General features: G+C 47.7%; 21 protein-coding genes. 7 read left to right on the top strand and 14 right to left on the bottom strand.

Annotated elements, in window-relative coordinates:
* Nucleotides 1–78: 78 nt before the first annotated feature.
* Nucleotides 79–891, top strand: a complete 813-nt coding sequence (locus JZ784_RS12085) for a hypothetical protein (protein WP_346315049.1) — start codon at nt 79–81, stop codon at nt 889–891.
* A 9-nt stretch (nt 892–900) separates the two neighbouring features.
* On the top strand, nt 901–1,824 hold the full coding sequence (locus JZ784_RS12080) for a mechanosensitive ion channel family protein (RefSeq protein ID WP_346315027.1): 924 nt from the start codon (nt 901–903) through the stop codon (nt 1,822–1,824).
* Nucleotides 1,825–1,926: 102 nt separating this feature from the next.
* Here the strand turns inward: JZ784_RS12080 and JZ784_RS12075 are convergent, their stop codons facing one another.
* Nucleotides 1,927–4,638, bottom strand: coding sequence for a DUF2339 domain-containing protein (locus JZ784_RS12075; RefSeq protein ID WP_346315026.1), 2,712 nt, complete (start codon nt 4,636–4,638; stop codon nt 1,927–1,929).
* Between the two features lie 177 nt (nt 4,639–4,815).
* Here JZ784_RS12075 and polA point away from each other — a divergent pair, with 177 nt between their 5' ends.
* A complete protein-coding gene (gene polA, locus JZ784_RS12070) occupies nt 4,816–7,581 on the top strand; it encodes a DNA polymerase I (RefSeq protein WP_346315025.1) in 2,766 nt (921 codons plus the stop codon).
* A gap of 144 nt (nt 7,582–7,725) precedes the next feature.
* On the opposite strand, the gene JZ784_RS12065 is transcribed toward polA, so the two are convergent.
* The 5 genes from JZ784_RS12065 to ppx are packed head-to-tail and all read right to left on the bottom strand — an operon-like array spanning nt 7,726 to nt 12,844.
* Entirely contained in the window at nt 7,726–8,295 is a 570-nt protein-coding gene (locus JZ784_RS12065) for a YggT family protein (RefSeq protein WP_346315024.1), read from the bottom strand.
* Between the two features lie 27 nt (nt 8,296–8,322).
* Nucleotides 8,323–9,153 (bottom strand): pyrroline-5-carboxylate reductase, encoded by an 831-nt coding sequence (gene proC / locus JZ784_RS12060; RefSeq protein WP_346315023.1) that lies wholly within the window; start codon nt 9,151–9,153, stop codon nt 8,323–8,325.
* Nucleotides 9,150–10,529: a tRNA lysidine(34) synthetase TilS gene (tilS, locus tag JZ784_RS12055; protein WP_081400542.1), complete on the bottom strand. Its 1,380-nt coding sequence runs from the start codon at nt 10,527–10,529 to the stop codon at nt 9,150–9,152. The genes proC and tilS overlap by 4 nt, the downstream gene beginning before the upstream one ends.
* Nucleotides 10,466–11,290 carry an acetyl-CoA carboxylase carboxyltransferase subunit alpha gene (locus JZ784_RS12050; RefSeq protein WP_005007576.1) on the bottom strand — a complete coding sequence of 275 codons (825 nt, stop codon included), beginning with the start codon at nt 11,288–11,290 and terminating at the stop codon, nt 10,466–10,468. The genes tilS and JZ784_RS12050 overlap by 64 nt, the downstream gene beginning before the upstream one ends.
* Nucleotides 11,291–11,323: 33 nt before the next feature.
* A complete protein-coding gene (gene ppx / locus JZ784_RS12045) occupies nt 11,324–12,844 on the bottom strand; it encodes an exopolyphosphatase (RefSeq protein ID WP_005007574.1) in 1,521 nt (506 codons plus the stop codon).
* 264 nt (nt 12,845–13,108) lie between these two features.
* Between ppx and trxA the strand changes: the two genes are divergently transcribed.
* From trxA to JZ784_RS12030, 3 genes are all read left to right on the top strand, one after another.
* Entirely contained in the window at nt 13,109–13,435 is a 327-nt protein-coding gene (trxA, locus tag JZ784_RS12040; protein ID WP_005007571.1) for a thioredoxin, read from the top strand.
* A gap of 326 nt (nt 13,436–13,761) precedes the next feature.
* A complete protein-coding gene (gene rho, locus JZ784_RS12035; RefSeq protein WP_005007569.1) occupies nt 13,762–15,030 on the top strand; it encodes a transcription termination factor Rho in 1,269 nt (422 codons plus the stop codon).
* Nucleotides 15,031–15,441: 411 nt separating this feature from the next.
* Nucleotides 15,442–15,705 (top strand): hypothetical protein, encoded by a 264-nt coding sequence (locus tag JZ784_RS12030; RefSeq protein ID WP_005007568.1) that lies wholly within the window; start codon nt 15,442–15,444, stop codon nt 15,703–15,705.
* Nucleotides 15,706–15,854: 149 nt separating this feature from the next.
* On the opposite strand, the gene JZ784_RS12025 is transcribed toward JZ784_RS12030, so the two are convergent.
* The 3 genes from JZ784_RS12025 to pheS all read right to left on the bottom strand — a co-directional run bounded on the left by JZ784_RS12025 (nt 15,855) and on the right by pheS (nt 19,653).
* The gene (locus JZ784_RS12025) at nt 15,855–16,151 is read right to left on the bottom strand and encodes an integration host factor subunit alpha (RefSeq protein ID WP_005007563.1); all 297 of its coding nucleotides are present in this window, start codon (nt 16,149–16,151) and stop codon (nt 15,855–15,857) included.
* Nucleotides 16,148–18,529 (bottom strand): phenylalanine--tRNA ligase subunit beta, encoded by a 2,382-nt coding sequence (gene pheT, locus JZ784_RS12020; RefSeq protein ID WP_346315022.1) that lies wholly within the window; start codon nt 18,527–18,529, stop codon nt 16,148–16,150. Before pheT ends, JZ784_RS12025 begins: the two co-directional genes overlap by 4 nt.
* A gap of 143 nt (nt 18,530–18,672) precedes the next feature.
* Entirely contained in the window at nt 18,673–19,653 is a 981-nt protein-coding gene (pheS, locus tag JZ784_RS12015) for a phenylalanine--tRNA ligase subunit alpha (RefSeq protein ID WP_346315021.1), read from the bottom strand.
* A gap of 158 nt (nt 19,654–19,811) precedes the next feature.
* On the opposite strand from pheS, the gene JZ784_RS12010 reads away from it, so the two are divergent.
* Nucleotides 19,812–20,834, top strand: coding sequence for a hypothetical protein (locus tag JZ784_RS12010; RefSeq protein ID WP_346315020.1), 1,023 nt, complete (start codon nt 19,812–19,814; stop codon nt 20,832–20,834).
* 49 nt (nt 20,835–20,883) lie between these two features.
* Here JZ784_RS12010 and JZ784_RS12005 read toward each other — a convergent pair whose 3' ends face one another.
* From JZ784_RS12005 to rpmI, 5 genes are all read right to left on the bottom strand, one after another.
* Complete coding sequence (locus tag JZ784_RS12005; RefSeq protein ID WP_005007554.1) at nt 20,884–21,096, bottom strand: hypothetical protein; 213 nt, start codon at nt 21,094–21,096, stop codon at nt 20,884–20,886.
* 117 nt (nt 21,097–21,213) lie between these two features.
* Complete coding sequence (locus JZ784_RS12000; protein ID WP_026253385.1) at nt 21,214–21,747, bottom strand: adenylate kinase; 534 nt, start codon at nt 21,745–21,747, stop codon at nt 21,214–21,216.
* A gap of 103 nt (nt 21,748–21,850) precedes the next feature.
* Nucleotides 21,851–22,228, bottom strand: a complete 378-nt coding sequence (locus tag JZ784_RS11995; protein WP_346315019.1) for a hypothetical protein — start codon at nt 22,226–22,228, stop codon at nt 21,851–21,853.
* Between the two features lie 141 nt (nt 22,229–22,369).
* Nucleotides 22,370–22,729 (bottom strand): 50S ribosomal protein L20, encoded by a 360-nt coding sequence (rplT, locus tag JZ784_RS11990; RefSeq protein WP_004867327.1) that lies wholly within the window; start codon nt 22,727–22,729, stop codon nt 22,370–22,372.
* 12 nt (nt 22,730–22,741) lie between these two features.
* Nucleotides 22,742–22,936 (bottom strand): 50S ribosomal protein L35, encoded by a 195-nt coding sequence (gene rpmI / locus JZ784_RS11985; protein WP_004278281.1) that lies wholly within the window; start codon nt 22,934–22,936, stop codon nt 22,742–22,744.
* Nucleotides 22,937–23,084 lie beyond the last annotated feature (148 nt).

Raw genomic sequence — 23,084 nt, 5'->3', positions numbered from 1 at the left:
AGTGTACTCTAAGCACATGACAGCGTGAAGTCTGTTTTTTCAGCTTTTAATGATATAGGGAAAATTGCATTGTCTTTAATCAGTGATGTACTGCAAACGGAAACGCCTAAACTCAAGTGGTGGGGTGAGCATCATTTTGAGCTGCACCGCCCTAAAGCTTGGCAATTCGGCTCACTGCTGTTCCGCCTGACCCGCGGCCTGCAGGAATGGCGTCTGGAATACCACCGCCCGACGGTGCAGTATGACTATGAACAGCAATGGCACCGTATTGATGATCCTGAGTTTGCTTTTCCGCCGCCGGTGCATATTGAACGCTACATGTTTAAAAATACGCATGAAAATATTCAGATTATGCCAAGGCTGGCCGACCGTTCTGTGGTGATCCGCCCTGTCGATCCGATTTATATCCCTGCCGGCCAGCGCGGCACGCTGTACATCAGCACGCCATTATGGATTGCGGGATTTGTGGAAGGCCAAAGAGACCCGCTGTTTGATATTCCTGTCATTTTGCCCAAAGACACATGGTTTGGACCGAATAAGCGCATGGGCGAAATCTGCTATGCCACTGCAGTTGATGGGCGCACAGAGCTGCATCAGCTGAAAGTCCGCGCCTTTCGCGCCATTACCCCGATTGAGTTTCACAACACCAGCCACGAACAGCTGCGCTTTGACCGCATGAATGTGCCGGTTCCCGCCTTGCCGCTGTTTTACAGTGAAAGTACTGGGCGCTTGTGGACTTCGCAGATCAAAGTGCAGCATGAAGGGCCTGACCGTCCGCCGCGCATCCGCATAGAAAACCGCACGCCGCCGCATGCAGGGGAAGTGATGTATGTGCATCCGCCGCGTGAACCAGCCGGAGCTTTGTTTAACATGTTTGATTCATTTTTCTAAGAGGCAGCCATGGCGAATACCAGTATTTCCAGCGAAGTCACGAGCAGCCTCACGGGGATTGTGAAGAATCTGAACACTGACCGGATCACAGAGCTTTTGGTTGCCGTGATTCTGGCCTTGATTGGTTTTTTAATTGCGCGTTTTGTATCCAATGCCTTTATCCGAACAATTGGCGTGCGCTTCAATGCGCATCAGCGCCTGGTCTGGCGGCGCGGCATTTTTTATTTTATTTTCATCATCTTTATCATGGCCAGCTTAAAAGAAGCCGGCTTTAAGCTCAGTGTATTTTTAGGCGCGGCTGGCATCCTCACGGTGGCTTTAGGTTTTGCCTCACAAACATCCGCGTCCAACCTGATCAGCGGGATTTTCCTGATTGGCGAAGGCTCTTTTGAAATTGGCGATACCATTCAAATTACCCTGATCCGCGGCCATACCATTGAAGGTGAAGTCATCTCGATTGACTTGCTGTCCGTGAAGCTGCTGACGCAGGACAATGTCTATGTGCGCCTGCCGAATGAACAGCTGATCCGCGCGCCGGTGCATAACCTGTCTAAATTTCCGATACGGCGCATTCCCATTACGCTGGCGATTAACTTCCATGAAGACATCATTAAAGTCCGCGAAGTGCTGCTGGATGTTGCCGGAAAATATGCGCTAGTGCTGGCCGATCCCAAACCTGCGGTCACAGTGACTGCGTTCCGGGAATCGTCAATTGAGCTGCTGTTTGCGGTATGGTGCCAGCAGGAGAACTTTTTAAGAGTGCGCGATGAAATGCAGGAACGCATCCGCAACGGTTTTTTGGATAATCAAATCGAAATTCCTGTACCGAAAATGGGCTTTGTTGACCGTCCTGCTGTATCGCCTTTGCAAAATGAAGAGCTGGATCAATATGCCAATGCGCAAGAGATTAAGCGTGAACCGGACTTAAAATAGCCTGTCCGCTTTTCTGCGTTTAAATGGCAGGCATTCAAAAGTTCAGAAGGATGAGGCAGGCGCTCTCTCCTTCTTGGACAGGCTGCATGCAATAAAGAAAGATCAGTTCTTTTGCGCCTCAGGCATAGGCGCAATATAGGCAATTATCAGCATGACAAAACCTGCGCCCAAGAATGAAATGACCCGGCTCAGCGTACCAATATGCGAAAGGTCAAACAACACTAACTTTAAAGTGACCAAAACCAAAATACTGCCACCAAAAATCCATAACGAACGCAAATGCCGTTTCGATGCCGTCAGCATGCAGATGAAGGCTAAGCTGACCCACAGCAAAGTGAAACTCAGCTGCACCGTGGCGTTTTCCCACATCTCCCAGACATTGTACGGCGTGCCCAGATACACATGCAGCGCACGCAGCACCACATAGCTGCTGAGCCAAAGCAGCCCCAGCATCATCAAAATGGTGCCTAAGCTTTTTTCCAAGCCGGCTTTCATCTGCAAATTCAGCATCCAGATAAAGCCCGCCAGCATCGCGATGCTGATTAAGTCAAACGGATTCAGCACAGGCAGCAGATACAGCTGAAACGCCTGCTGGCTGAAAATTTGCGAAAAAATAATCCACAGCAGCATCAGCGTCAGTGTATTTCGAGCCTGCCAGAAAATTTTCCAATCGGGATTGGGCTGGCGATAACACCAAAGCGCAAACAGCAGCGGTAAAATCACCACACTTAAAAACGGCATGCTGGGTATTAACGTTAAGCTGGCGAACGCCAAACTGGCCAGCGCCCCTAAGCTGACCCACTCTTTTTCTGCTTTCACGCCCAGCATCGGACGCAGCCACAGCAGGGTCAGCAGCGCGCCACTCAAAGCAAACAGCAATCGGTCGGACAGATTGTGCCACAGCAGCTTGCCGTCATGGCTTAAGTCGACTGCCATATACAGCGCCAAGCCATACACAGGAATTAACCCAATCCATTTCGGCAGCAGCCATGACCATGCTGCGCCGCGGCGCAGTAGCCATTCATTGAAGATGCTGTAAAGCATGACAATGCTCAGCAGGCAAATGAAGGCTTGGCTTGGGCTGTCAATTTTTTCCAGCAGCAGCACGAACAGCATGACCGTAGCTGACAGCATCTGCATGCATTGAAAGGCAACCGCCGAACTGCTCAGCTGCTTCCGGAACTCGGCAGTGCTGTTCGCAATCAGCACCGTCAGCAGATAACTGATGCACAGCACCCAGTAAACATTGTTTGGAAAAACGTTTTGCACAGAAAAATAGTACAGGCTGGAAAAACCCGCCATCATCATCAAGCCCATGCCGACATAACGGCTGAGCGCAGAATGGCGGTACAGTCCATACACAAAGACAGCGGCGCCTTCAACCGCCCAGCCCGCCACACTCCAGTGTTCATGCAGCAGTATCGGCGGAATGAATGCCATAAAAATCAGCATCAGGCTGAAATAACTTTGCGAAATAATGCGGATCGCCTGATGGCGCTTTGACAGCAGATATAAAACGCCATAGATGCCGGCAAAAATCAAACTGAACCCCGCCTGCCAGCGCGGTTCGTCAAAATACATCAGATATAAAAAGCCATAACTGACAATCGGCACGCCAAAAACCAGCGCCAAATCCAATACCGGTTTCAATTGAAAACGCATCAGATTTTCTTTGGCCAGCAGCTGGCTGAAACGGAATCCGAGCCAAATAAAAATCGCCGCATGCGCATAAATTAAATAACTGAGTGCAGTTCTTTCCTGTTCTTCGCCTCGGTAAAAGGCATACGCGCCGCCCACCAGCACAGTCATTAAAAATGAAATCTGATTGAGAATTTTCCACGGCCTTAGCGTGCTTAAAACCGCCACGGCTAAATTGATGCAAAGATAATAAGCAATCAGCTCAGTAGCGGTGGCATTGCGCACAGGCAGAGTAAAAGGCGCAATATAGACGATCATCATCGCCATCAGCGCCAATTCAATACTTTGCTGTTTCAGGCTGAGCCAAATAGCGGGCAGCAGAATGGCGGCAAAGCATAGGCTGGCGATTGGCAAATTCGGAATGACTTGATTGTAATAGGCAAAAAATAAAGTCAGCGATAAGCTTGCCAGCCCCAAGCCCTCTAAAGCCAAAGCAAAACCCCGGTTGCGCTGCTCCAGCACATAACCCAATAGCGTTATGCCGGCACTGACCGCCGCCACCAGCCATAATTTAACCGCAAGGCTGAGTTGCCAATGCTCGGTGGCAAAACGCAGCAGCAGGATCACCCCAATCACCAAAACAGCGATAGCGGCTTTTAATACCGGATTGCCTTTAAACAGCCATTGCTGCAGCTGATCCATCAGACTGATGGAAACATCAGAGGCAATGGGCGCCTCAGATGGACTTAATTCACCTGAACGCCGTGATTCTGTTTGCCGGCTCAAATCAGGCCTTGCATGAAGTTGACGCTGCAGTGACAGCACATTGCGCTCCAGCCGCTTCAGCCAGCGCAGGAAAAAGAAAATCCAGGCAGAGATGCCTAATCCGGTTAAGATGCCAATATGGCCAATACCGCCGACCAGCGTCATGATCGAAGCGATATACAAAGGCACTTTTGACGTCGCTGTAAGCGGCAAGCCCGCTTCAGCTGCCAATTGATCTGCCGGCTTTTGCAGGTCATCGACATAGTGCATCACGCTCACAGCAAATGCAAAACCGCATAAATAGCTGAAAATTTTCAGATCCGAAAACCAGCAACCCACCCCGGCAATAATCAGCGCCATCAGCCAGATCATTCTGATTTCGTTATTTCCGTTCCGCTGTGCGTTCAGCATGCCTGCCCTTTTTTTCAGTTTTAGCTGATGATACCGCAGCGGCCGGCAGAAGTTCCGCTGCTTTATCAGATTTTCGGTAACTGCCGCCAGACAATCACAGCGCCGCGCCATCATGCCTCAGCGCAGAGCGGAAAAATCACGTACAATAAAACCGTTATCTGGATTAGGAATTTTTCAATGCCGCCATTTGTCTTGGTCGATGGGTCATACTTTTTATTTCGCGCCTTTCACGCACTCCCCCCTTTAACCACGTCAACTGGATTGCATACCAATGCCATCCGCGGAGCCATTTCCGCCATTCAAAAACTCATGCGCCGCACCCAGCCGACCCATATGGCGGTGATTTTTGATACGCCTGAACCGACGTTCCGCCATGAGCTTTCGCCCATTTATAAAGGCGACCGCCCAAGCATGCCGGAAGAGCTGGCGGAACAGATTCCTTACCTGCATGCGCTGATCCGCGCACTGGGCATTCCGCTGCATATGCTGCCGGGCGCAGAAGCCGATGATATTATCGGCACGCTGGCAAAACGCGCAGAAGCGCAAGGCCATCAGGTGCTGATTTCGACTGGCGATAAGGACATGGCGCAGCTGGTCACCGATAAAGTCACGCTGGAAGACAGCTTTAAAGACAAGCCTATGGATGTAAACGGCGTCTTTGAGAAATTCGGGGTTTGGCCCAACCAAATTATTGACTATCTGACCTTAATGGGCGATGCATCTGACGGCATCATGGGTGTTCCAGGCGTTGGCGCAAAAACAGCGGCCAAACTGCTGACCGAATACGGCTCAATTGGCGGCATTTTAGAAAATGTCGACAGCATTAAAGGCAAAGTCGGTCAAAATATTAAAGACAATGTGGAAGGGATTGCGCTGGATCATCAGCTGGCCAGCATCGTCTGTGATTTGGATATGAACCTGACTTACGACGACCTGAAATTGGCTGATCCAAATATCGAACAGCTGCGCAGCCTGTATACCGAATTAGAATTCCGCAATCAGCTGCAGTCTTTAGATCATCCCAATAATCCAAATGGCGCAGCGTATAAGCAGAACTCCAAAGCCATTCTTAAAGACGCCCATGCGGAAGAAAAAACGGCTACTGAAGATCAGGCGTTCATTACCAGCACCGATGATGTTTTGGGCCAAGCCAATTATCATACCGTTTTAGCGCAAACGGACTGGGACAATTTATTTAAACGCCTCAGCACCGAAAAACGCTTTGCCTTTGATACAGAAACCACCAGCCTCGATTACCGCGTTGCGCAAATTGTCGGTTTCTCTGTGGCTTTTGATGCGCATGATGCCTATTACGTGCCGCTGGCGCATGATTATGAAGGCGCGCCTGAGCAGCTGAACCGGGACCTTATCCTTGCGCAAATCAAGCCGATTTTAGAAGACAAATCGGTCGAAAAAATCGGCCATCATTTAAAATATGATGCGCACGTGCTGAAAAATCACGGCATTGAGCTACAAGGCTGGTATTTCGATACCATGCTGGCCTCATATGTGCTCAACTCAGTCGCCACCCGCCACGGCATGGATGATGTTGCCCGCCTGTACTTAAGCCATTTAACCACAACCTTTGAACAAGTGGCGGGCAAAGGCGCGAAACAGAAAAGCTTTAATCAGATTGAGCTGGAAACCGCTTCACACTATGCAGCCGAAGATGCGCATGTGACTTACCGCCTGTATGAAGTGCTGGATGCCAAATTGCACAAGCATCCTGAACTGGTCAATATTCTGCACAATGTGGAAATGCCGGTGGCGCGTGTGCTGACCATGATGGAAGAGAACGGCATTGAGCTGAATCTGGACTTCCTAGATCAGCTGGGCAGCGAATTTGCCAAAACCATGCAGGATTTGGAAAATCAAATTACGGAACTGGCTGGACAGTCTTTCAATGTCAGCTCACCCAAACAAGTCGGCGAGATCCTGTTTGACAAGCTGGGCTTGAAAGGCGGCAAGAAAACCTTGACGGGCCAATACAGCACCAGTGAAAGCGTGCTGGAAAAAATAGAGCATCCAATTACCGATCTGATTCTGGAATACCGCGGCCTGTCTAAGCTGAAAAGCACCTATACCGACGGCCTGCTGAAACAAGCCAATAATGAGACCCACCGCGTGCACACCAGCTACCATCAGGCGCTGACGGCCACCGGCCGCTTATCATCGACCGATCCGAACCTGCAGAACATTCCTGTACGTGAAGATATTGGCCGTCAAATCCGCAAAGCCTTCATAGCGCCAAAAGGCCGTGTGCTGCTGGCCGCCGATTACTCGCAAATTGAACTGCGTTTAATGGCGCATTTTTCACAGGATGACGCCTTGGTCGATGCCTTCAATCACGGTCAGGATGTGCACCGCCGTACAGCAGCGGAAGTGCTTGGCATTGCATTGGAAGATGTAACCGGCAATCAGCGCCGCCAAGCCAAAGCCGTCAATTTCGGCCTGCTCTACGGCATGTCTGAATTCGGCCTCACCCGCCAATTGGGCTTTAGCCGTGAAGAATCACGCAGCTATATCGGCAAATACTTCCAGCGCTATCCTGGCGTGCTGGAATATATGGAGCGTACCCGCCAAGTGGCGCGTGAACAGGGGTTTGTTGAAACCATTTTAGGCCGCCGCCTGTATACGCCAGATATTATGGCCAGCAATAAAATGATCAAGCAAGGCGCAGAGCGCGCAGCGATTAATGCGCCGCTGCAAGGTTCGGCTGCAGACATCATTAAAATGGCCATGATTGAAGTGGAAAAAATGCTGCCGAAAGGCCAAGCCAAAATGCTGCTGCAGGTGCACGATGAATTGGTCTTTGAAGCCGATGAGGACATTGCGGATGATTTGGCAGTGAAACTGGCGGATGTCATGCAGTCTGTACTGAAAATCTCTGTGCCGCTGGTCGTTGAAGTCGGCAAAGGCAGCAACTGGGATGAGGCTCACTAAAGCACTTGCTCCTTCCTCCTCCCAGGAGGAAGGCTGTGATGGAGGTCATTTGCCTCCTAGAAGAAATATCAACGTCTTCACCTAAAAATTTCAGCCTTAAAAAAGGACGCATCAGCGTCCTTTCTTACAATTGGGTTTCAGCGCTTATAGGCCTGTCAGCAGCACAATCGCCACTTCTTTCATGATGGTTTCCGCCAGCAGCAAAGCAAAAATTGCGACAATCGGAGACAAATCAATCATGCCCATATTCGGCAGAATACGGCGGAATGGCGCCAGCAGCGGCTCTGCCAGTTCTTGAACCACCTCAATATACGGTGAACGCGATTGGCTGAACATCACCACCCAGCTCAAAATAATTGAAGCGAAAATCAAATAGCGGCAGAAGCGGATTAAATCCTGAATCATGGTCACGAAGGTCATGATGATTAAATGCACAGGACTGTTGACGGATGCCCCGGACAAATGCATCACTCCAAACATTTTCAGAATATACAGCACCACCAATAAAATTAATGCCGCAGTATTCACCCGGCCTTTGCCTATGGTGGGAAAAATCCGGCTGAACATATCCACAATTTTTGTGGCTTTCGCAGTAGAAAGCACCACAGGATTGTATGGACTTACTGCAGCCAATTGCATTAAAAACCGGAAGAAAACGAGCAAAATTGCGACGTTAATGATAATGCCAAAAATTAGCGCAGAATTTGCACCCATACTAGAACATTCCTAAATAAAAACGAATTACTTGATGCTGTCACTTAAATCTTGCGCAAGCTCTTGACTGCGCTTTTGCGCAGCCGCTAAAGCCGCCTGAATATTTTGTGAGATATGCGCATGATCAAACACTTCAATCGCAGCTTGCGTTGTACCATTTGGCGAAGTCACATTTTTGCGCAGTTCCGCTGGACTGCTGGAGCTGGTGATTGCCATTTGCGCTGCGCCCAAAGCGGTTTGCAAGGTCAGCGCTGTCGCGACTTTTTCATCCAGGCCCAAATTTTTACCTGCGCGGATCATGCTTTCCATCATATAAAAGAAATATGCGGGGCCTGAACCTGAAACAGCGGTAACCGCATCAATTTGCGCCTCAGATTTTACCCAAATTGTCAGGCCAGTTGAAGCCAGAACTTGGCTGGCCAGCTCACGGTCTTGCGCATCGACAGCATCATATGCAAACAATCCATGAGCGCCGGTCTGCACCAGAGCAGGCGTATTCGGCATGACGCGGACAATGCGGTCAGTTTCTAAAATTTTTGAAATTGTGGCAATTTCCGCGCCGGCCACAATCGAAATCACCAGCTTGCCGTCAAACAGGCCTTTTAACGGCTTTAAAATGCTGGCAAAAACCTGTGGCTTCACCGCAAACAGCACAATATCAGCATCACGGATTGCCAGTGCATTGTCATCCGTCACATGCACATCTTTTTCAGCCAGCAATTCACGGACTTTCTCGACAGGATCTGAAACTGTAATGCGGGTTGCGGGCAGTCCACGCGCAATTAAACCTCCGATTAAAGCTTGCGCCATATTGCCGCCGCCAATAAAAGTGATATTACAATTTAGAACTGCGCTCATGATGAAGATCCGCTCTTGCTGTTATCTGAAGAAACCAATTGGGGCAGCCATCCCGCCTGAATGCAATACGGTGACTCTGCCAGCCAAAAGCCTTTCGGCGTAAAAACGCCTAGCATAACATTATCTATGCTTAATATTTGAATTCGATGACGCAGCCAAGGAAAAATTTGCGCCTGCTGAATGGCTTTTTTTAAGGGCCATGACCCAGTACGCCCATACAGATGAATTTTTTCGCCGCCCTGACGCTGGGTTAATGTCAGCGTCTGTTCCAGCAACGCAAAAGACAGGCCAAAGCCCTCTCCCGCCTGTACATGAAAACGGCCTGACAGTGCCGTAAAACTGTCCGCCAATTGAATTTGAATGTGCTGCGGTTCAGCCCGCTCATCTTCTGAGGAGAGATATTCCGCCGCAGTTAAACGGTACAGCTGAGAAGCGAAACGCACATAATAAAAACCATTCCAGTGCAAAGCCGCCTGTGAATCGGCTTTCGATTCAATCACTTCATGCATTAAGCGCTGCACCATATCAAAAGATGGCCGATACTGCGCCTGCCCTTTCATCCAGGCCGATAACAGCTGGCGCTGCCGGGGCGGCGCTAAAGCCTGCAGTTTTTCCAGCTGCAAAATTTCCGATGTTCCACATGAAACCAAATCAAATGCCAGCACATCAGCCAAAATATCTTCTGCATCCTGCATTAAATAGCTGCTGCGGCTCAATGCCTGCTGCATTTTTGGAAAACGTGACTGCAGCATAGGCCACAGCTCTTCCCTGCTCCACGCACGGTCATATTCTGTATTAAAGTTGGTGGGGTCCTGAATATTTTGCACATTCAATTCTGCCGCCCATTGGCAAATCTGCTCACGGGAAAGATTCAGCAACGGCCGCCAAATCGTCATCAGATCCCGCTGGTCGACCTGACGCATCGCCGCCAAGCCATGAATCCCTGCGCCTGACAGCAGGCGCAGCATTAACGTCTCGGCCTGATCCTGCTGATGATGCGCCAAGACCAATATCTCATGAGGCAGAAGATGCTGCTGATAAGCCTGATAACGCGCTGTACGCGCTTGATTTTCTAAATTGCCTGCCGACACATGCACCGCTTCTACAATACACGGCACATTTAATGATGCGCAGGCTTGCGCCACAAATCGGCCCCAATCTGCGCTGTTTGCCTGCAGCTGGTGATCAATATATATGGCGCGGATTTTTTGCGGGTATAAAAAAGACATCAGGTGCAAAAGCAGCATGGAATCCATGCCGCCGCTGCACCCGATTAAGAAGGAAGCCTGATCAGAAAATACGTCTGACTGGCTTAAGCAGTCAGACCTAAATTGTCGCTGCCAAATTTCATTAAACGCTGATAGCGTGCTTCGCATCGTTCTTTTGCATCCATTGGCGTTAATTCATCTAAAGCCTGTTTCAGCACAGTTTTTAAACTCTGCATCACCTGTTCAGGATTCAAATGCGCGCCTTCGCCTTCATCTACCACATATTCAACAATGCCGATTTTTTGCAGCTTGTCAGCCGTCAATGCCAGCGCTTCACTGGCCTGCTCCGCCTTCTCTGCCGTTTTCCACAGAATTGAAGCGCAGCCTTCAGGAGAAATCACGGAGTAGATACTGTGCGACAGCATGACCACACGGTCTGCCACACCAATGCCCAATGCGCCGCCTGAACCGCCTTCACCTAAAACCGTAGCAATTACTGGAACTTTTAAGCTCGACATCTGCGCAAGGCTGGTCGCAATCGCTTCTGCCTGGCCGCGCTCTTCTGCGCCGACGCCAGGATATGCGCCCATCGTATCAATAAAGGTAAATACCGGCAGGTTAAAACGCTCCGCCATATCCATCAGGCGCTGCGCTTTGCGGTAGCCTTCAGGATTGCTCATGCCGAAATTATGCTGCAGCTTTTCACGTGTGCTGCGGCCGCGGTGCTGGCCAACCACCATAACAGGCTGACCTTCAAAACGCGCTAAACCGCCCACCATAGCACCGTCATCGCCAAATAAGCGATCACCATGCAAAGCATCAAATTCAGTGAAGATCTCACTGACATAATCCAAATATTGCGGACGATCCGGATGACGTGCAATTTTAACTGTAGCCCATGCTTTAGATTGCGCTGCTTTATTTTTCATAGGTCGACCATTATCCCTGAATTAACCAATGTGTTAATCGATAAACTGTTCCGACTGAATATTCAACTCAATATCCCAATGCTTGAACTGCACTTGTTCATCATGCAAGTCCGCAACAAGCAATGGCCATTGTTTGGCATCGCCAGAAACGCTAAGCTGCCATTGTTGCGCATTCTCGGCGCTTAATTCAATGGCAGGAAGCATCTCATCGCTGCGGCTGTGATTTAGCAAAACTGCTAAACGAAGCAATAGACATAAGTGCACAAGTTTGCTACCGCCGACTTTCATCACATCCATACGGGCATCGCTGCGCAGCTTGCGGCGGTGATGCGCCACCAAATGTGACAAATGGTTCTGATCAATTTGCGAGAAGCCGGGAATATCGGAATGCTGCAGCAAATATGCGCCATGGCGGTGATAGCCGCTGTGGCTAATCGCCAGGCCAATTTCATGCAAATATGCAGCGCGGCGCAGCAAGTCACTGTCATCACTGTTTAAATTCAGCTTTTGCGCAACATTATCAAACAGCTGCTGTGCTGTCGCCACCACGCGTTCAGCCTGTTTGGAATCCGCATTATAGCGGCCCAGCAAGGCATGCACCGAACGGTCTCGAACGTCTTCATGCTGGAAACGGCCCAGCAGGTCGTACATCACCCCTTCACGCAACGCGCCATCAGAATACACCAGCTTATCTATGCCCAATACATCAAATACCGTGCATAAAATGGCAATGCCCGCTGGCAAAACTGCCCGGCGGTCTTCTTTCAGCCCATCAAAATCCATTTCAGAAACATGCTTAAATTTAAGCAGTTTATCTTTCAGCTTTTCTAAACCTTCACGGGTCAGCTCTTCCCGCTCATTGCTCCAGCCCATATTGACGGTAATTTGACGGCAGGCTTTTATCGTGCCGCTGGAACCGACAACCGTATCCCAGCCGGCTGCTTTATAAGTATTGGCAATTCCTGACAGCTCTTTGCGCGCCGAATTTACCGCCTTGTCAAAGCTTTTCTGATTGATCTCACCATCAGCAAAAAATGCTTTGGTAAAGGCAACGCAGCCCATTTGCACCGATTCGGTATGAATCGGCTCAAATTCTTCACCGATAATCAGTTCGGTTGAACCGCCGCCGATGTCAATCACCAAGCGGCGGCCGCTGTTGGCCATGGTATGAGAAACACCTAAGTAAATTAGGCGCGCTTCTTCCCGGCCTGCAATAATCTCAATCGGCTTCGGTAAAATTTCTGCGGCTTTTTGAATAAAATCCTGTCCATTTTTGGCCTGACGCAGCGCATTAGTCGCCACAATGCGCAGGCGGTTCGGCTGTACTGAACCCAAACGGCCGACAAAGCGCGCCAAACACGCCAAGCCGCGCTGCTGAGCCGCTTCGGTTAAGTTTTTATTTTCATCCAAACCGGCCGCCAGCTGAACTTTTTCTGACATTGAAGCAACTTTTTTTACTTCACCATGGTCTACACGCGCGATCGCCAAGTGAAAGCTGTTTGACCCCATATCAATGGCGGCAAGCAATTCTTCATCAATCAAAAAATCAGACATGATTCAATACAAACCTATACAGAATTGTGCTTAGAGTAATTCACAACCATGCAATTTAAAAGCCATTTATGTACCCGCTTCGCAGACAAGCCGAATTTCAGGCATCGATGACAATTGTGTTACACGATCACAGCTATCGTGAGCATCAATTAGACAATTCCGCATTAAAAGCCGAAAATTTACATAACCCCCTACATTGTTCAGGATGGCTATGTAATACTTATAGTTATAGAGTCATCTTAAAATTATTTTGGAGCAACAGCCATGTCAGGCAATATTGTAAATACAACTGATGAAAACTTTGATGCAGACGTCCTGAAATCTGACGTGCCTGTATTGGTCGACTTTTGGGCAGGCTGGTGTGCGCCATGTAAAGCAATCGCGCCAGTTCTAGAAGTCCTCGCAACTGAATATGAAGGCAAAGTTAAAGTTGTTAAGGTAGATGTGACTTCTTGTGAAGCGACTGCTGTCAACTACAATATCCGCAACATTCCTGCTTTGCTGATGTTCAAAAACGGCGAAGTTGTTGCACAGCAAGTGGGCGCTGCGCCAAAATCAAAACTGACTGCTTTCATTGATGACAACATCTAATCCAAGCCCAGTTTAAATTGCAGAAAATACGCTATTTTATAGCGTATTTTTTTGCTGATAAATTGACAAACCTGTATTTCTCTCTTATATTGCTAACTCAAGAAATAAAGGATCTCAAATCCTGTCATTTTCTTACAAGACACAACACATAAGATCGCCGCCCGGCAATAGAAATTGTTTTTACACATTTTTCTTCAAACAATGAATCAGCTCTCTGAATTATTATTGTGCAAATACAATCGCGTAATCTAATTGTCTGCATGCGGCTCAATGTTGCTCCCTTTCCATCCCGTATACTAGAATTTTTGATTCTTATCTGACCTCCTATGAATTTAACCGAACTCAAGAAAAAACCGATTGGCGAACTCATCAAAATTGCCGAGTTTATGGGCCTTGAAGGAATGGCGCGTAACCGCAAGCAAGACATTATTTTTGCCATCTTAAAACGCCATGCAATGAATGGCGAAGAGATCTTTGGTGATGGCGTTTTGGAAATTCTGTCAGATGGCTTTGGCTTCTTACGCTCTGCAGCCGGCTCTTACCTTGCAGGCCCTGACGACATTTATGTCAGCCCTTCACAAATCCGCCGCTTCAACCTGCGTACAGGCGACACCATTACCGGCACCATCCGCCCGCCCAAAGAAGGCGAACGCTATTTTGCATTATTAAAAGTTAATCAAATTAACTACGACACTCCAGAAAATTCACGCAATAAGATTTTGTTTGAAAACTTAACACCGCTTTTCCCAACTGAACAATTGGTGATGGAGCTGGGTAACGGCACAACTGAAGACTTGACTGCGCGTGTGGTCGATTTAGTTGCACCAATCGGTAAAGGCCAGCGCTCTATTATTGTTGCGCCGCCGAAAGCCGGTAAAACCATGCTGCTGCAAAACATTGCGCAATCCATTGTGCGCAACAATCCAGAATGTTTCTTGATTGTTCTTCTGATTGACGAACGTCCTGAAGAAGTGACCGAAATGGAGCGTACCGTACGCGGTGAAGTGATTGCCTCTACATTTGATGAATCGCCTGCCCGTCACGTGCAAGTCGCTGAAATGGTGATTGAAAAAGCGAAACGCTTAGTCGAGCACAAAAAAGACGTTGTGATCTTGCTCGATTCGATTACCCGTTTAGCGCGCGCTTACAACACCGTGATTCCATCTTCTGGCAAAGTGCTGACAGGCGGTGTGGATGCTCATGCGCTTGAACGTCCTAAACGCTTCTTCGGTGCTGCGCGAAACATTGAAGAAGGCGGTTCATTGACTATCATTTCTACCGCCCTGATTGAAACAGGCAGTAAAATGGATGAGGTGATTTACGAAGAATTCAAAGGTACAGGCAACCAGGAAATTACCCTTGACCGCCGTATCGCTGAAAAACGCGTATTCCCGGCAATGAACATCAAAAAATCCGGCACCCGCCGTGAAGAGCGCTTAATGTCCGAAGACAATCTGCGCAAAGTCTGGATTCTGCGCAAGCTGCTGCATACGCAAGATGAGCTGGCAGCCATGGAATTCCTGCTGGACCGCATGAAAGAAACCAAAACCAATGATGATTTCTTCGATCAAATGAAGCGTAAAGCGACGAACTGATTTCAGCAATCTTAAAAAAAGCCATCGATCACGATGGCTTTTTTATTTGGTTGACATGACTTACACAACAAAACAATTGCTGCCAGTTTTTGTTAACTTATTTTCAAGTAAATGATTATAAAAATATTTTTCTAAAAAACCCTATTAGTTTTAGGGGCTTATTTAGTACTTCTCCAATATATCCGCTCCCTTTGATTGTTATTTTCTGTTAAAAAAAGCCATTTTTTAACCATTTTTTCGCGTTTTCACCCTATGAAGCAGTAGCAATTCAAAATGCGCAGTGATAGCATATTCGCATACCAGTTAGGCTGCATCTGCATTGTTATTTACCTAAGAAAAATTAGGCATAATAAAAGCATAAAACAGTGCTAACTCAGGTTTTTTTTAATCTCATATTTAGAGAGTGATGCCATGTTATTCAAAAAAATCGCTATTGCTGCTGCAGTTGCTACTACTTTAGCTTTCGTTGGTTGCGCTAAAAAAACTGAAGAAGCTCCTGCTGCATCTGAAGCTGCTGCATCTGAAGTAGCTGCTGCTTCTGAAGCTGTTGACGCTGCTGCATCTGAAGCTGCTGTTGCTGCTTCTGAAGCTACTGTTGCTGCTTCTGAAGCTACTGTTGCTGCTTCTGAAGCTACTGTTGCTGCTTCTGAAGCTTCTGCTGCTGCTACTAAATAATCTAACGATTATTCAGTACAAAAAAGAGAGCCTTTCGGCTCTCTTTTTTTTGCCTGCTTTTCGCAATGCAGAACAATACAGCTAAAATATCTCTGCTCAATAGCGATAAAAACCGTTCCAGTTCATTTAGATCGGCATAAAAAAGCAGATCAATCGATCTGCTCATTTCCTACGCGCTGGCGGAACTTTTGTCCAGCACGGAAGGTTACTACGCGGCGGGCAGAAATCGGAATTTCTTCACCCGTCTTCGGGTTGCGGCCTGGACGCTGACGCTTGTCACGCAGTTCAAAGTTGCCAAACCCTGATAATTTCACTTGCTCCCCGGAGATCAGCGCTTGACTGATCTCTTCGAAGAACAACTCGACCATTTGTTTTGCTTCACGACGGTTTAAACTCGTGAGCTCACTTAAATGATCAGCCATTTCTGCTTTAGTTAGTGCTGTCATGAAGCCCTCAATGTCGCCTGATAAGTGTTTTCCAACACGTGTAGAATATTATCCATACCGGATTTGATTTCAGCATCTTCAAGTGTCCGCGCTGGATGCTGCCAAAGCAGTGCAAATGCCAGTGAGCGCTTGCCTTGTTCAACACCTTGGCCAGTGTACACATCAAATAACCAGACAGAATCTAAAAGCTCTCCGCCAGTTTTTTCGATAAGCTGCTGAATTTCGCTAACATTAATCTTATCACTAATTAAAAGCGCAATATCACGTCTAACCGATGGAAAACGTGATAATTCTGTAAAATTAGATACATAAGTTTGCAAAACAGCCAGTTGATCCAACTCGGCAACCCAGGTCGTGCTTAAATCCAGCTCACTCTCTAAAGATGGATGCAGACGGCCCAGATAACCAATCGGCTTCCCATCCACTAAAATTTCAGCAGATTGGCCAGGATGCAGCCAGGCGCGCTCTGACCGTACAAATTCAACTTGCAAACGCCCTGCCGCCAGAACTTCTTCCACATCGCCTTTAAAGTCAAAGAAATCCATTGGCGCAGCTTTGCCATGCCAAGATTCCGCAGAACGCGGGCCCGTAGCAATCATGGCGAAGGTTGGAATTTGCTTCAAATCATGAATGCTTGCAGCGCCTTGATAGTCGAAGCGCAGGCCCAGTTCAAAGAAGCGCACACGGCTTTGCTGACGGTTGACATTGTATTGAACACATGGAATCAAGCTGGACAGCAAAGTCGAACGCATGACAGCCAAATCGCTTGAAATCGGATTGGCCAAAGCCAATGGCTGAACTTGAGGATTTAACTGTTTTTCCAGTTTCGCATCCGCAAAGCTGAAGCTGATCGCTTCCTGATAACCCAAAGTCACTACGGTTTGACGCAATTGCGCAAGCTCGAATTGATCCTGATATTTTGCCAGTTTCACATCAATCACAGGCAGGCTGATTTGAATATTGTCATAACCGTGAATACGGGCAACTTCTTCAATCAAGTCCTGATAAATCGCCATGTCATAACGGTGTGATGGCGGAACAACCGTCCATTCACCTTCTGATTTCACTGTGACGTCACAGCCTAAACGCGTTAAGGCATCAGTAATGAATGCAGCGTCAACGGTATAGCCTAACAGCTGATCCACCTGCGCCTGATTCAGTTCAATCGCTTCACGTGTTGGCAGCAAATCCGCCTGTTCAGCCACCGTAATCGGACCAAACTCACCGCCCGCCAGCTCAGCAATCAACTGCGACGCACGGTGCATGGCAATGATCGGCAATTCAAAATCCACACCGCGTTCATAACGCTGTGACGCATCGGTGTGCAAGCCAAAGCTGCGCGCACGGCCTGCAATTGCGAGCGGTGCAAAGAATGCGGATTCAAGGAAAATTTCAGTGGTTTCATCGGTCACAGATGAAGACAAGCCACCCATGATGCCTGCAATAGCCAAGGCTTTTGCATCATCCGCAATCACCATCACTTTTTCGTTCAGTTCCACTTCTTGCTCATTTAGCAAAACCAATTTTTCATTGGCAGTAGCCTGACGCACATGTACGGAACCTTGAACCTTTCCGCCATCAAAGGCATGTAAAGGCTGCCCCAATTCCATCAATACATAATTGGTGATGTCGACAAGAATACTGTGCTGACGGATGCCTGAACGGACTAAAGCCTGTTCCATCCACTCAGGGGTCGCTGCTTTAGTGTTGACGTTTTTAATCACACGGCCCAAATAGCGTGGGCAGCCTGCTGTTGTAACGACAACTTGTTTCTGATCGGCAATGCTCGCAGCAACTTCTTTAATTTCAGGCGCTGTGACTGCCAATTGGTTAATCACCCCAATTTCACGCGCAATGCCGCGGATACTGAAACAGTCACCGCGGTTTGGCGTGATGCTGATATCGATCACATGATCATCAAGATTGAGGTATTCACGGATATTGGCGCCTACAGGCGCATCCGCAGGAAGTTCTAAAAGGCCATCAATTTTATCTTCAAGGTCAATTTCTGAAGCGCCGCACAGCATCCCTTGTGATTCAATACCGCGCAGTTTGCCTTTCTTGATTTTAAAATCGCCTGGCAATACGGCACCAATGGTCGCCACAGGCGCTTTCATGCCTGCACGTACATTCGGTGCGCCGCACACAATCTGCAAAGGCTCAGCTGTACCGATATTCACGGTCGTTACACGCAAACGGTCTGCATCTGGGTGCTGCTCTACCGTTAAGACTTCACCGACCACCACCCCAGTAAATGGTTTAGCTGCAGGCGTTAAGTCATCCACTTCCAGACCCAGCATCGTCAGCTGGTCAGACAAGGTGTCACTGTCGATGGCTGGGTTAACCCAAGTGCGAAGCCAATTTTCGCTAATTTTCATACATTCAATTCCTTAATCTCCCCTAGCCCCTCTTTTAAAAAGAGGGGGAAACACATCCGCCGTTTTAAAGGCAGGAAAGTCCCCCTTTATCAAAGGGGGATTTAGGGGGATTCTATTTATTTCCAAATAACTGTTTAAACTGTTTAAGCAAATTGGCGTAAGAAACGCACATCATTCTGGTAGAACATCCGCAAGTCATTGATGCCATAGCGCAGCATCGCAAAACGCTCCACACCCAGGCCAAATGCAAAGCCTTTGTATTTTTCAGGATCAATGCCCGCAGCTTGCAGCACATTAGGATGCACCATGCCGCAGCCTAAAACTTCCAGCCATTTGCCGCGTTCATCCATAATATCCACTTCGGCGCTTGGCTCTGTGAATGGGAAATACGAAGGGCGGAAACGCACGGTTAAATCTTTTTCAAAGAATTCATTCAGCAAATTCACCAGCAGGCCTTTAAGTTCAGCAAAGCTGGTATTTTCCGCAACGTACAGACCTTCAATTTGATGGAACATCGGCGAATGGGTCTGATCCGAGTCGCAGCGGTAAACACGGCCTGGGCAGACAATGCGGATTGGCGGCTGGCTGGTTTCCATAGTGCGGATCTGCACACCCGAGGTATGCGTGCGAAGCAAATGATTCGCATCAAAATAGAATGTATCGTGCATGGCGCGCGCAGGATGATGGCCTGGAATATTCAGCGCTTCAAAGTTGTGATAGTCATCTTCAACTTCAGGACCCGTTGCCACAGTAAAGCCTGCTTTGGTAAAGAATTGGCAAATACGGTCTTGCACCTGTGTCACAGGATGAATGCTGCCGATGGTTTGACCGCGGCCTGGCAAGGTAATATCAATGGTTTCACTTGCCAGCTTTTGTTCCAGCGCCGCTTTTTGTAATTGAGTTTGGCGTTCTGTTAAAGCGGCATTGATTGCTTCACGGACGGCATGAATGGCTGCGCCTTGAACTTTGCGCTCTTCAGGGTCCATTTTACCCAATGCTTTAGACTGTTCCGCGAGCTGGCTTTTTTTACCCGTAAATTGCACTCGAACTTGATCAAGTGCAGCAAGGTCTTGAGCTGCTGCAATCGCAGCGAGCGCTTCAGTGGTCAGGGCTTCCAGTGACATAGTAACTCTCAAAGCAACAATTTAGAAAAATATAAAAACCCCATATTCTAACAGTTTTTGAACGTTATGATGAAGCGCATTCACAAGTAAAAATTGCGATAGCATCCAGAATTAAAAAAAGTATAAGATAAGCGCAATATCAATGAGATCAAACAACTATGGCGCTCGATCAAATTTGGAAGCAGCAGCTGACTTTAGTCACGTATGGAAATGAGTTTTTAACCCAGAATTTAAGTTTTCAGCGTTGGGTGCAGCACGCAATTTTTGATCAGCACCGTTTTTTATTCCGCGACCTTATTTCTCAGCATCTGCTGGCGCAGCACTTTCAGATTTGGCTGGAAGGCTTAAAAAAACAAGGCGTCCAGCGCATCAGCCTGCACAGCTCCGGCATTTTAAATGACGAACAGAATCCCAACAGCAATGTTGAACTTCTGCCGATCGCGCATTTTATTGTGAGCCATGAGGCAAATAAAAAGCAGGCTTGGATTTTCGGCAAGGAATTGGCGGAATGGTACAGAGCAGACAATGACTATGAAGCCCCTGCCTCGCAGCAGCCCGGCCTGCGGCTGGAAACCTTTTGGCGCTTTGAACTGAATTCAAAACTGGCAAAACGCATCGATGCGGATTTGCAGCAGCCCAATTGGGATGATATTCAGGCCTATACAGACAATGAATTGTTTGACAGCAAATTCGCGGCAGGCTTCAGCGAACCCGCGCATTTAGATTTACCGTATTACGGCAAAGCATTGCAAAGCACTGAAACCGGTTCAGTTCAATTGGCTTTGCTTCCTGCTGACTATCCAGCGGATTATGCCCACAAAACGCTGCGCCGCTTAGACGCTTTGGCAGAATTCATCCAAGCCAAAATTCAGCATCCCTATGATGAAAATGGCGAAGCGCTGAGCCCTGAAGAACAATTGAATCTGCGCCATTTTTCACAAAAGCTGGATGATTTAAGCGCCAAATTTATTGTTAAAGCAGCGAATCACTATAAAACGGCCCGTTTAACCGCAAAGCAAGTCAGCTCACCATTTGACAGCAGCGCGGCGCCGCAGCAGCAAAGTTCAGCGGCAAAGCCGGCAGCCTCTCATGCAGAACACAAATCAGGGAAAAGCGGCGTATTTGCCTTAATTATTGTGACCATCCTGATCTGCCTCTTTGCCTACTATTTCGGCCTTTAAGCGCTTAAAGCTGAAAAGCGCCTGAATTCAGGCGCTTTTCATGACGGGCTTATGCTGTAATTAAATAATTAAAGGGCCGAATTTCAATTTGCACCTTATGCTCATTGGCATGCTGATTGATATAGTGATTGACTGCAACCACTTCACCTTCCAGCTGAGCATCCGGGCCATACATGATTTTCACGGATTCGCCTTTACGCGGAATCATCTGCAATTCAAGCGTAATACTTCCCTGCTCCATACCTCTAATTTCTGCCAGCATCTTACTGCCCTTATCCGTTTGTTTTTCATTATTAAGCAGGCCAATAGCCGCAGATTAAAGCATATTTATGTAACTTCAATTCTATCTTAAAGCTCATTTTCGGGAGCAGCATCTGCATTAAGGCAATTGCTGCAAGAATTGATCCATCTCTTTTTGGCTTTTTAAATGAATCCAGCGGATATTTGAATACTCTGGCGCATTCATCATCTGCACATATTTTTGCCGGTTTTTGCGGTGCGTGGCAATCATCCACCGGACTACAGAATCACGCCCGAACATCCGCTGCAGGCTTTCCCGGTTATTCGAATTGGACCATAAGTCCTGCTTATGCCATGCCCGCTGAACTGCGCGCTTGATCGAACGGTAGAGATTCACTGGAAACGGCAAGTCCAGCCAAATCACCGTATCAATTTCACTCCATTTCACAGGAATCGTCCGGGTATAGTTGCCATCTATCACATAGCCGTCTGCGGCTTTCTGCATTTCAGCTTCAATTTTGGCAAAGAAAATTTCATCCGGGCACTCTTGCCAGTCATCCAGCCAAAATAAATTATCCAGTTCAATATAATGCAGGCCCAGCCTTGCCGCCAATGCTCTGGAAAAGGTCGATTTCCCTGTGGCGGAGGTGCCGACAACATTAATTTTTTTCATTTCAGTCATATGCTGCGCTGCCTTAGAGCATGTTATTGATGCAGATCTCTCATCGCTGTTTCAATTAATACACGATATTAAACCTATTCACCATGCATAAAGCTTAATCATCATAATCCAAAGCATCTTCATCCATATTGATAAAATCAGGCGGCGGGGTTTGCTCAAATTGCACAGCATGAATGCGCTCATGTTTCAGCAGCGCCGCTTTAGCCACACGGTGCATGCCATCCATAACTTTGCCTTCTGCACATAAAATAATGGGATAGCTTAAATCAGCGCCTTCAATCAATTGAATGTGATCAATAATTTGCTGTGTTGTGGGGTGCGTATCTGGAAACCAATAGGCTTCGTTTAACTCCCGAATCTCGGATAAACACACATGCTTTATCTGAAAATTCGCACTCAGCTCTACCAAACGGTAAACGTTCCAGATGTACGTGTCTTCACCGGCCTGACGGAAATGATATTGCCGACGCATACTGTTTTATTCCCCTTATTCCGTATTCTTTAATGAACAAGCCAGATCTCTATCTGGTTCTCAAAATCCTGAGACAAAAAAAACGCAAGCCCAAAAAAAAGACCGCTAAAAGCGGTCTTTTTTTTAATCATCTGCAGATGATTAAGCAGCTAATGCGCCTTTAGCTTTTTCAGCTAAAGCAGCAAATGCAACTGCGTCATGCATAGCGATGTCAGCAAGTACGCGACGGTCGATGATCACTTGAGCTTTTTTCAAGCCATCGATCATACGGCTGTACGACAAACCATTTTGACGAGCACCAGCATTGATACGCGCAATCCATAGAGCACGGAATTGACGTTTCTTTTGACGGCGGTCACGGTAAGCATATTGACCTGCTTTGATTACCGCTTGGAACGCTACACGATAAACACGTGAACGCGCGCCATAGTAACCTTTAGCACGAGCAAGAATTTTTTTATGACGGCGATGCGCCTGTACACCACGTTTTACACGAGCCATTTATAAATCTCCTTAGATGTATGGGCACATACGGCGAACTGAAGCAACGTCACTTACGTGAACCATTACACAGCCGCGTAATTGACGGATACGCTTAGCAGATTTTTTGGTCAAAATGTGGCGTTTGAACGCTTGTTTACGCTTAAAACCGTTTGCAGTCGCTTTAAAGCGTTTAGCTGCACCACGGCGAGTTTTCATCTTAGGCATAACAACCTCTTTTGAACACCTGTTCGGAACGTTTGCACCATTGCAAAACGACCTGCAGGTAAGGGAGCGAGTATTCTAAAGCATCTCTGGTTAAAACAAAAGCGCCATCGAGAATTAAAATTTATCCATCCGCGCTTTAGCCTTATTT

The sequence above is a fragment of the Acinetobacter sp. CWB-B33 genome (assembly GCF_039655955.1).
Taxonomy (GTDB): domain Bacteria; phylum Pseudomonadota; class Gammaproteobacteria; order Pseudomonadales; family Moraxellaceae; genus Acinetobacter; species Acinetobacter bouvetii.
The sequence above is the reverse complement of the archived record's forward strand: the minus strand, read 5'-3'. Positions and strand labels throughout refer to the sequence as shown.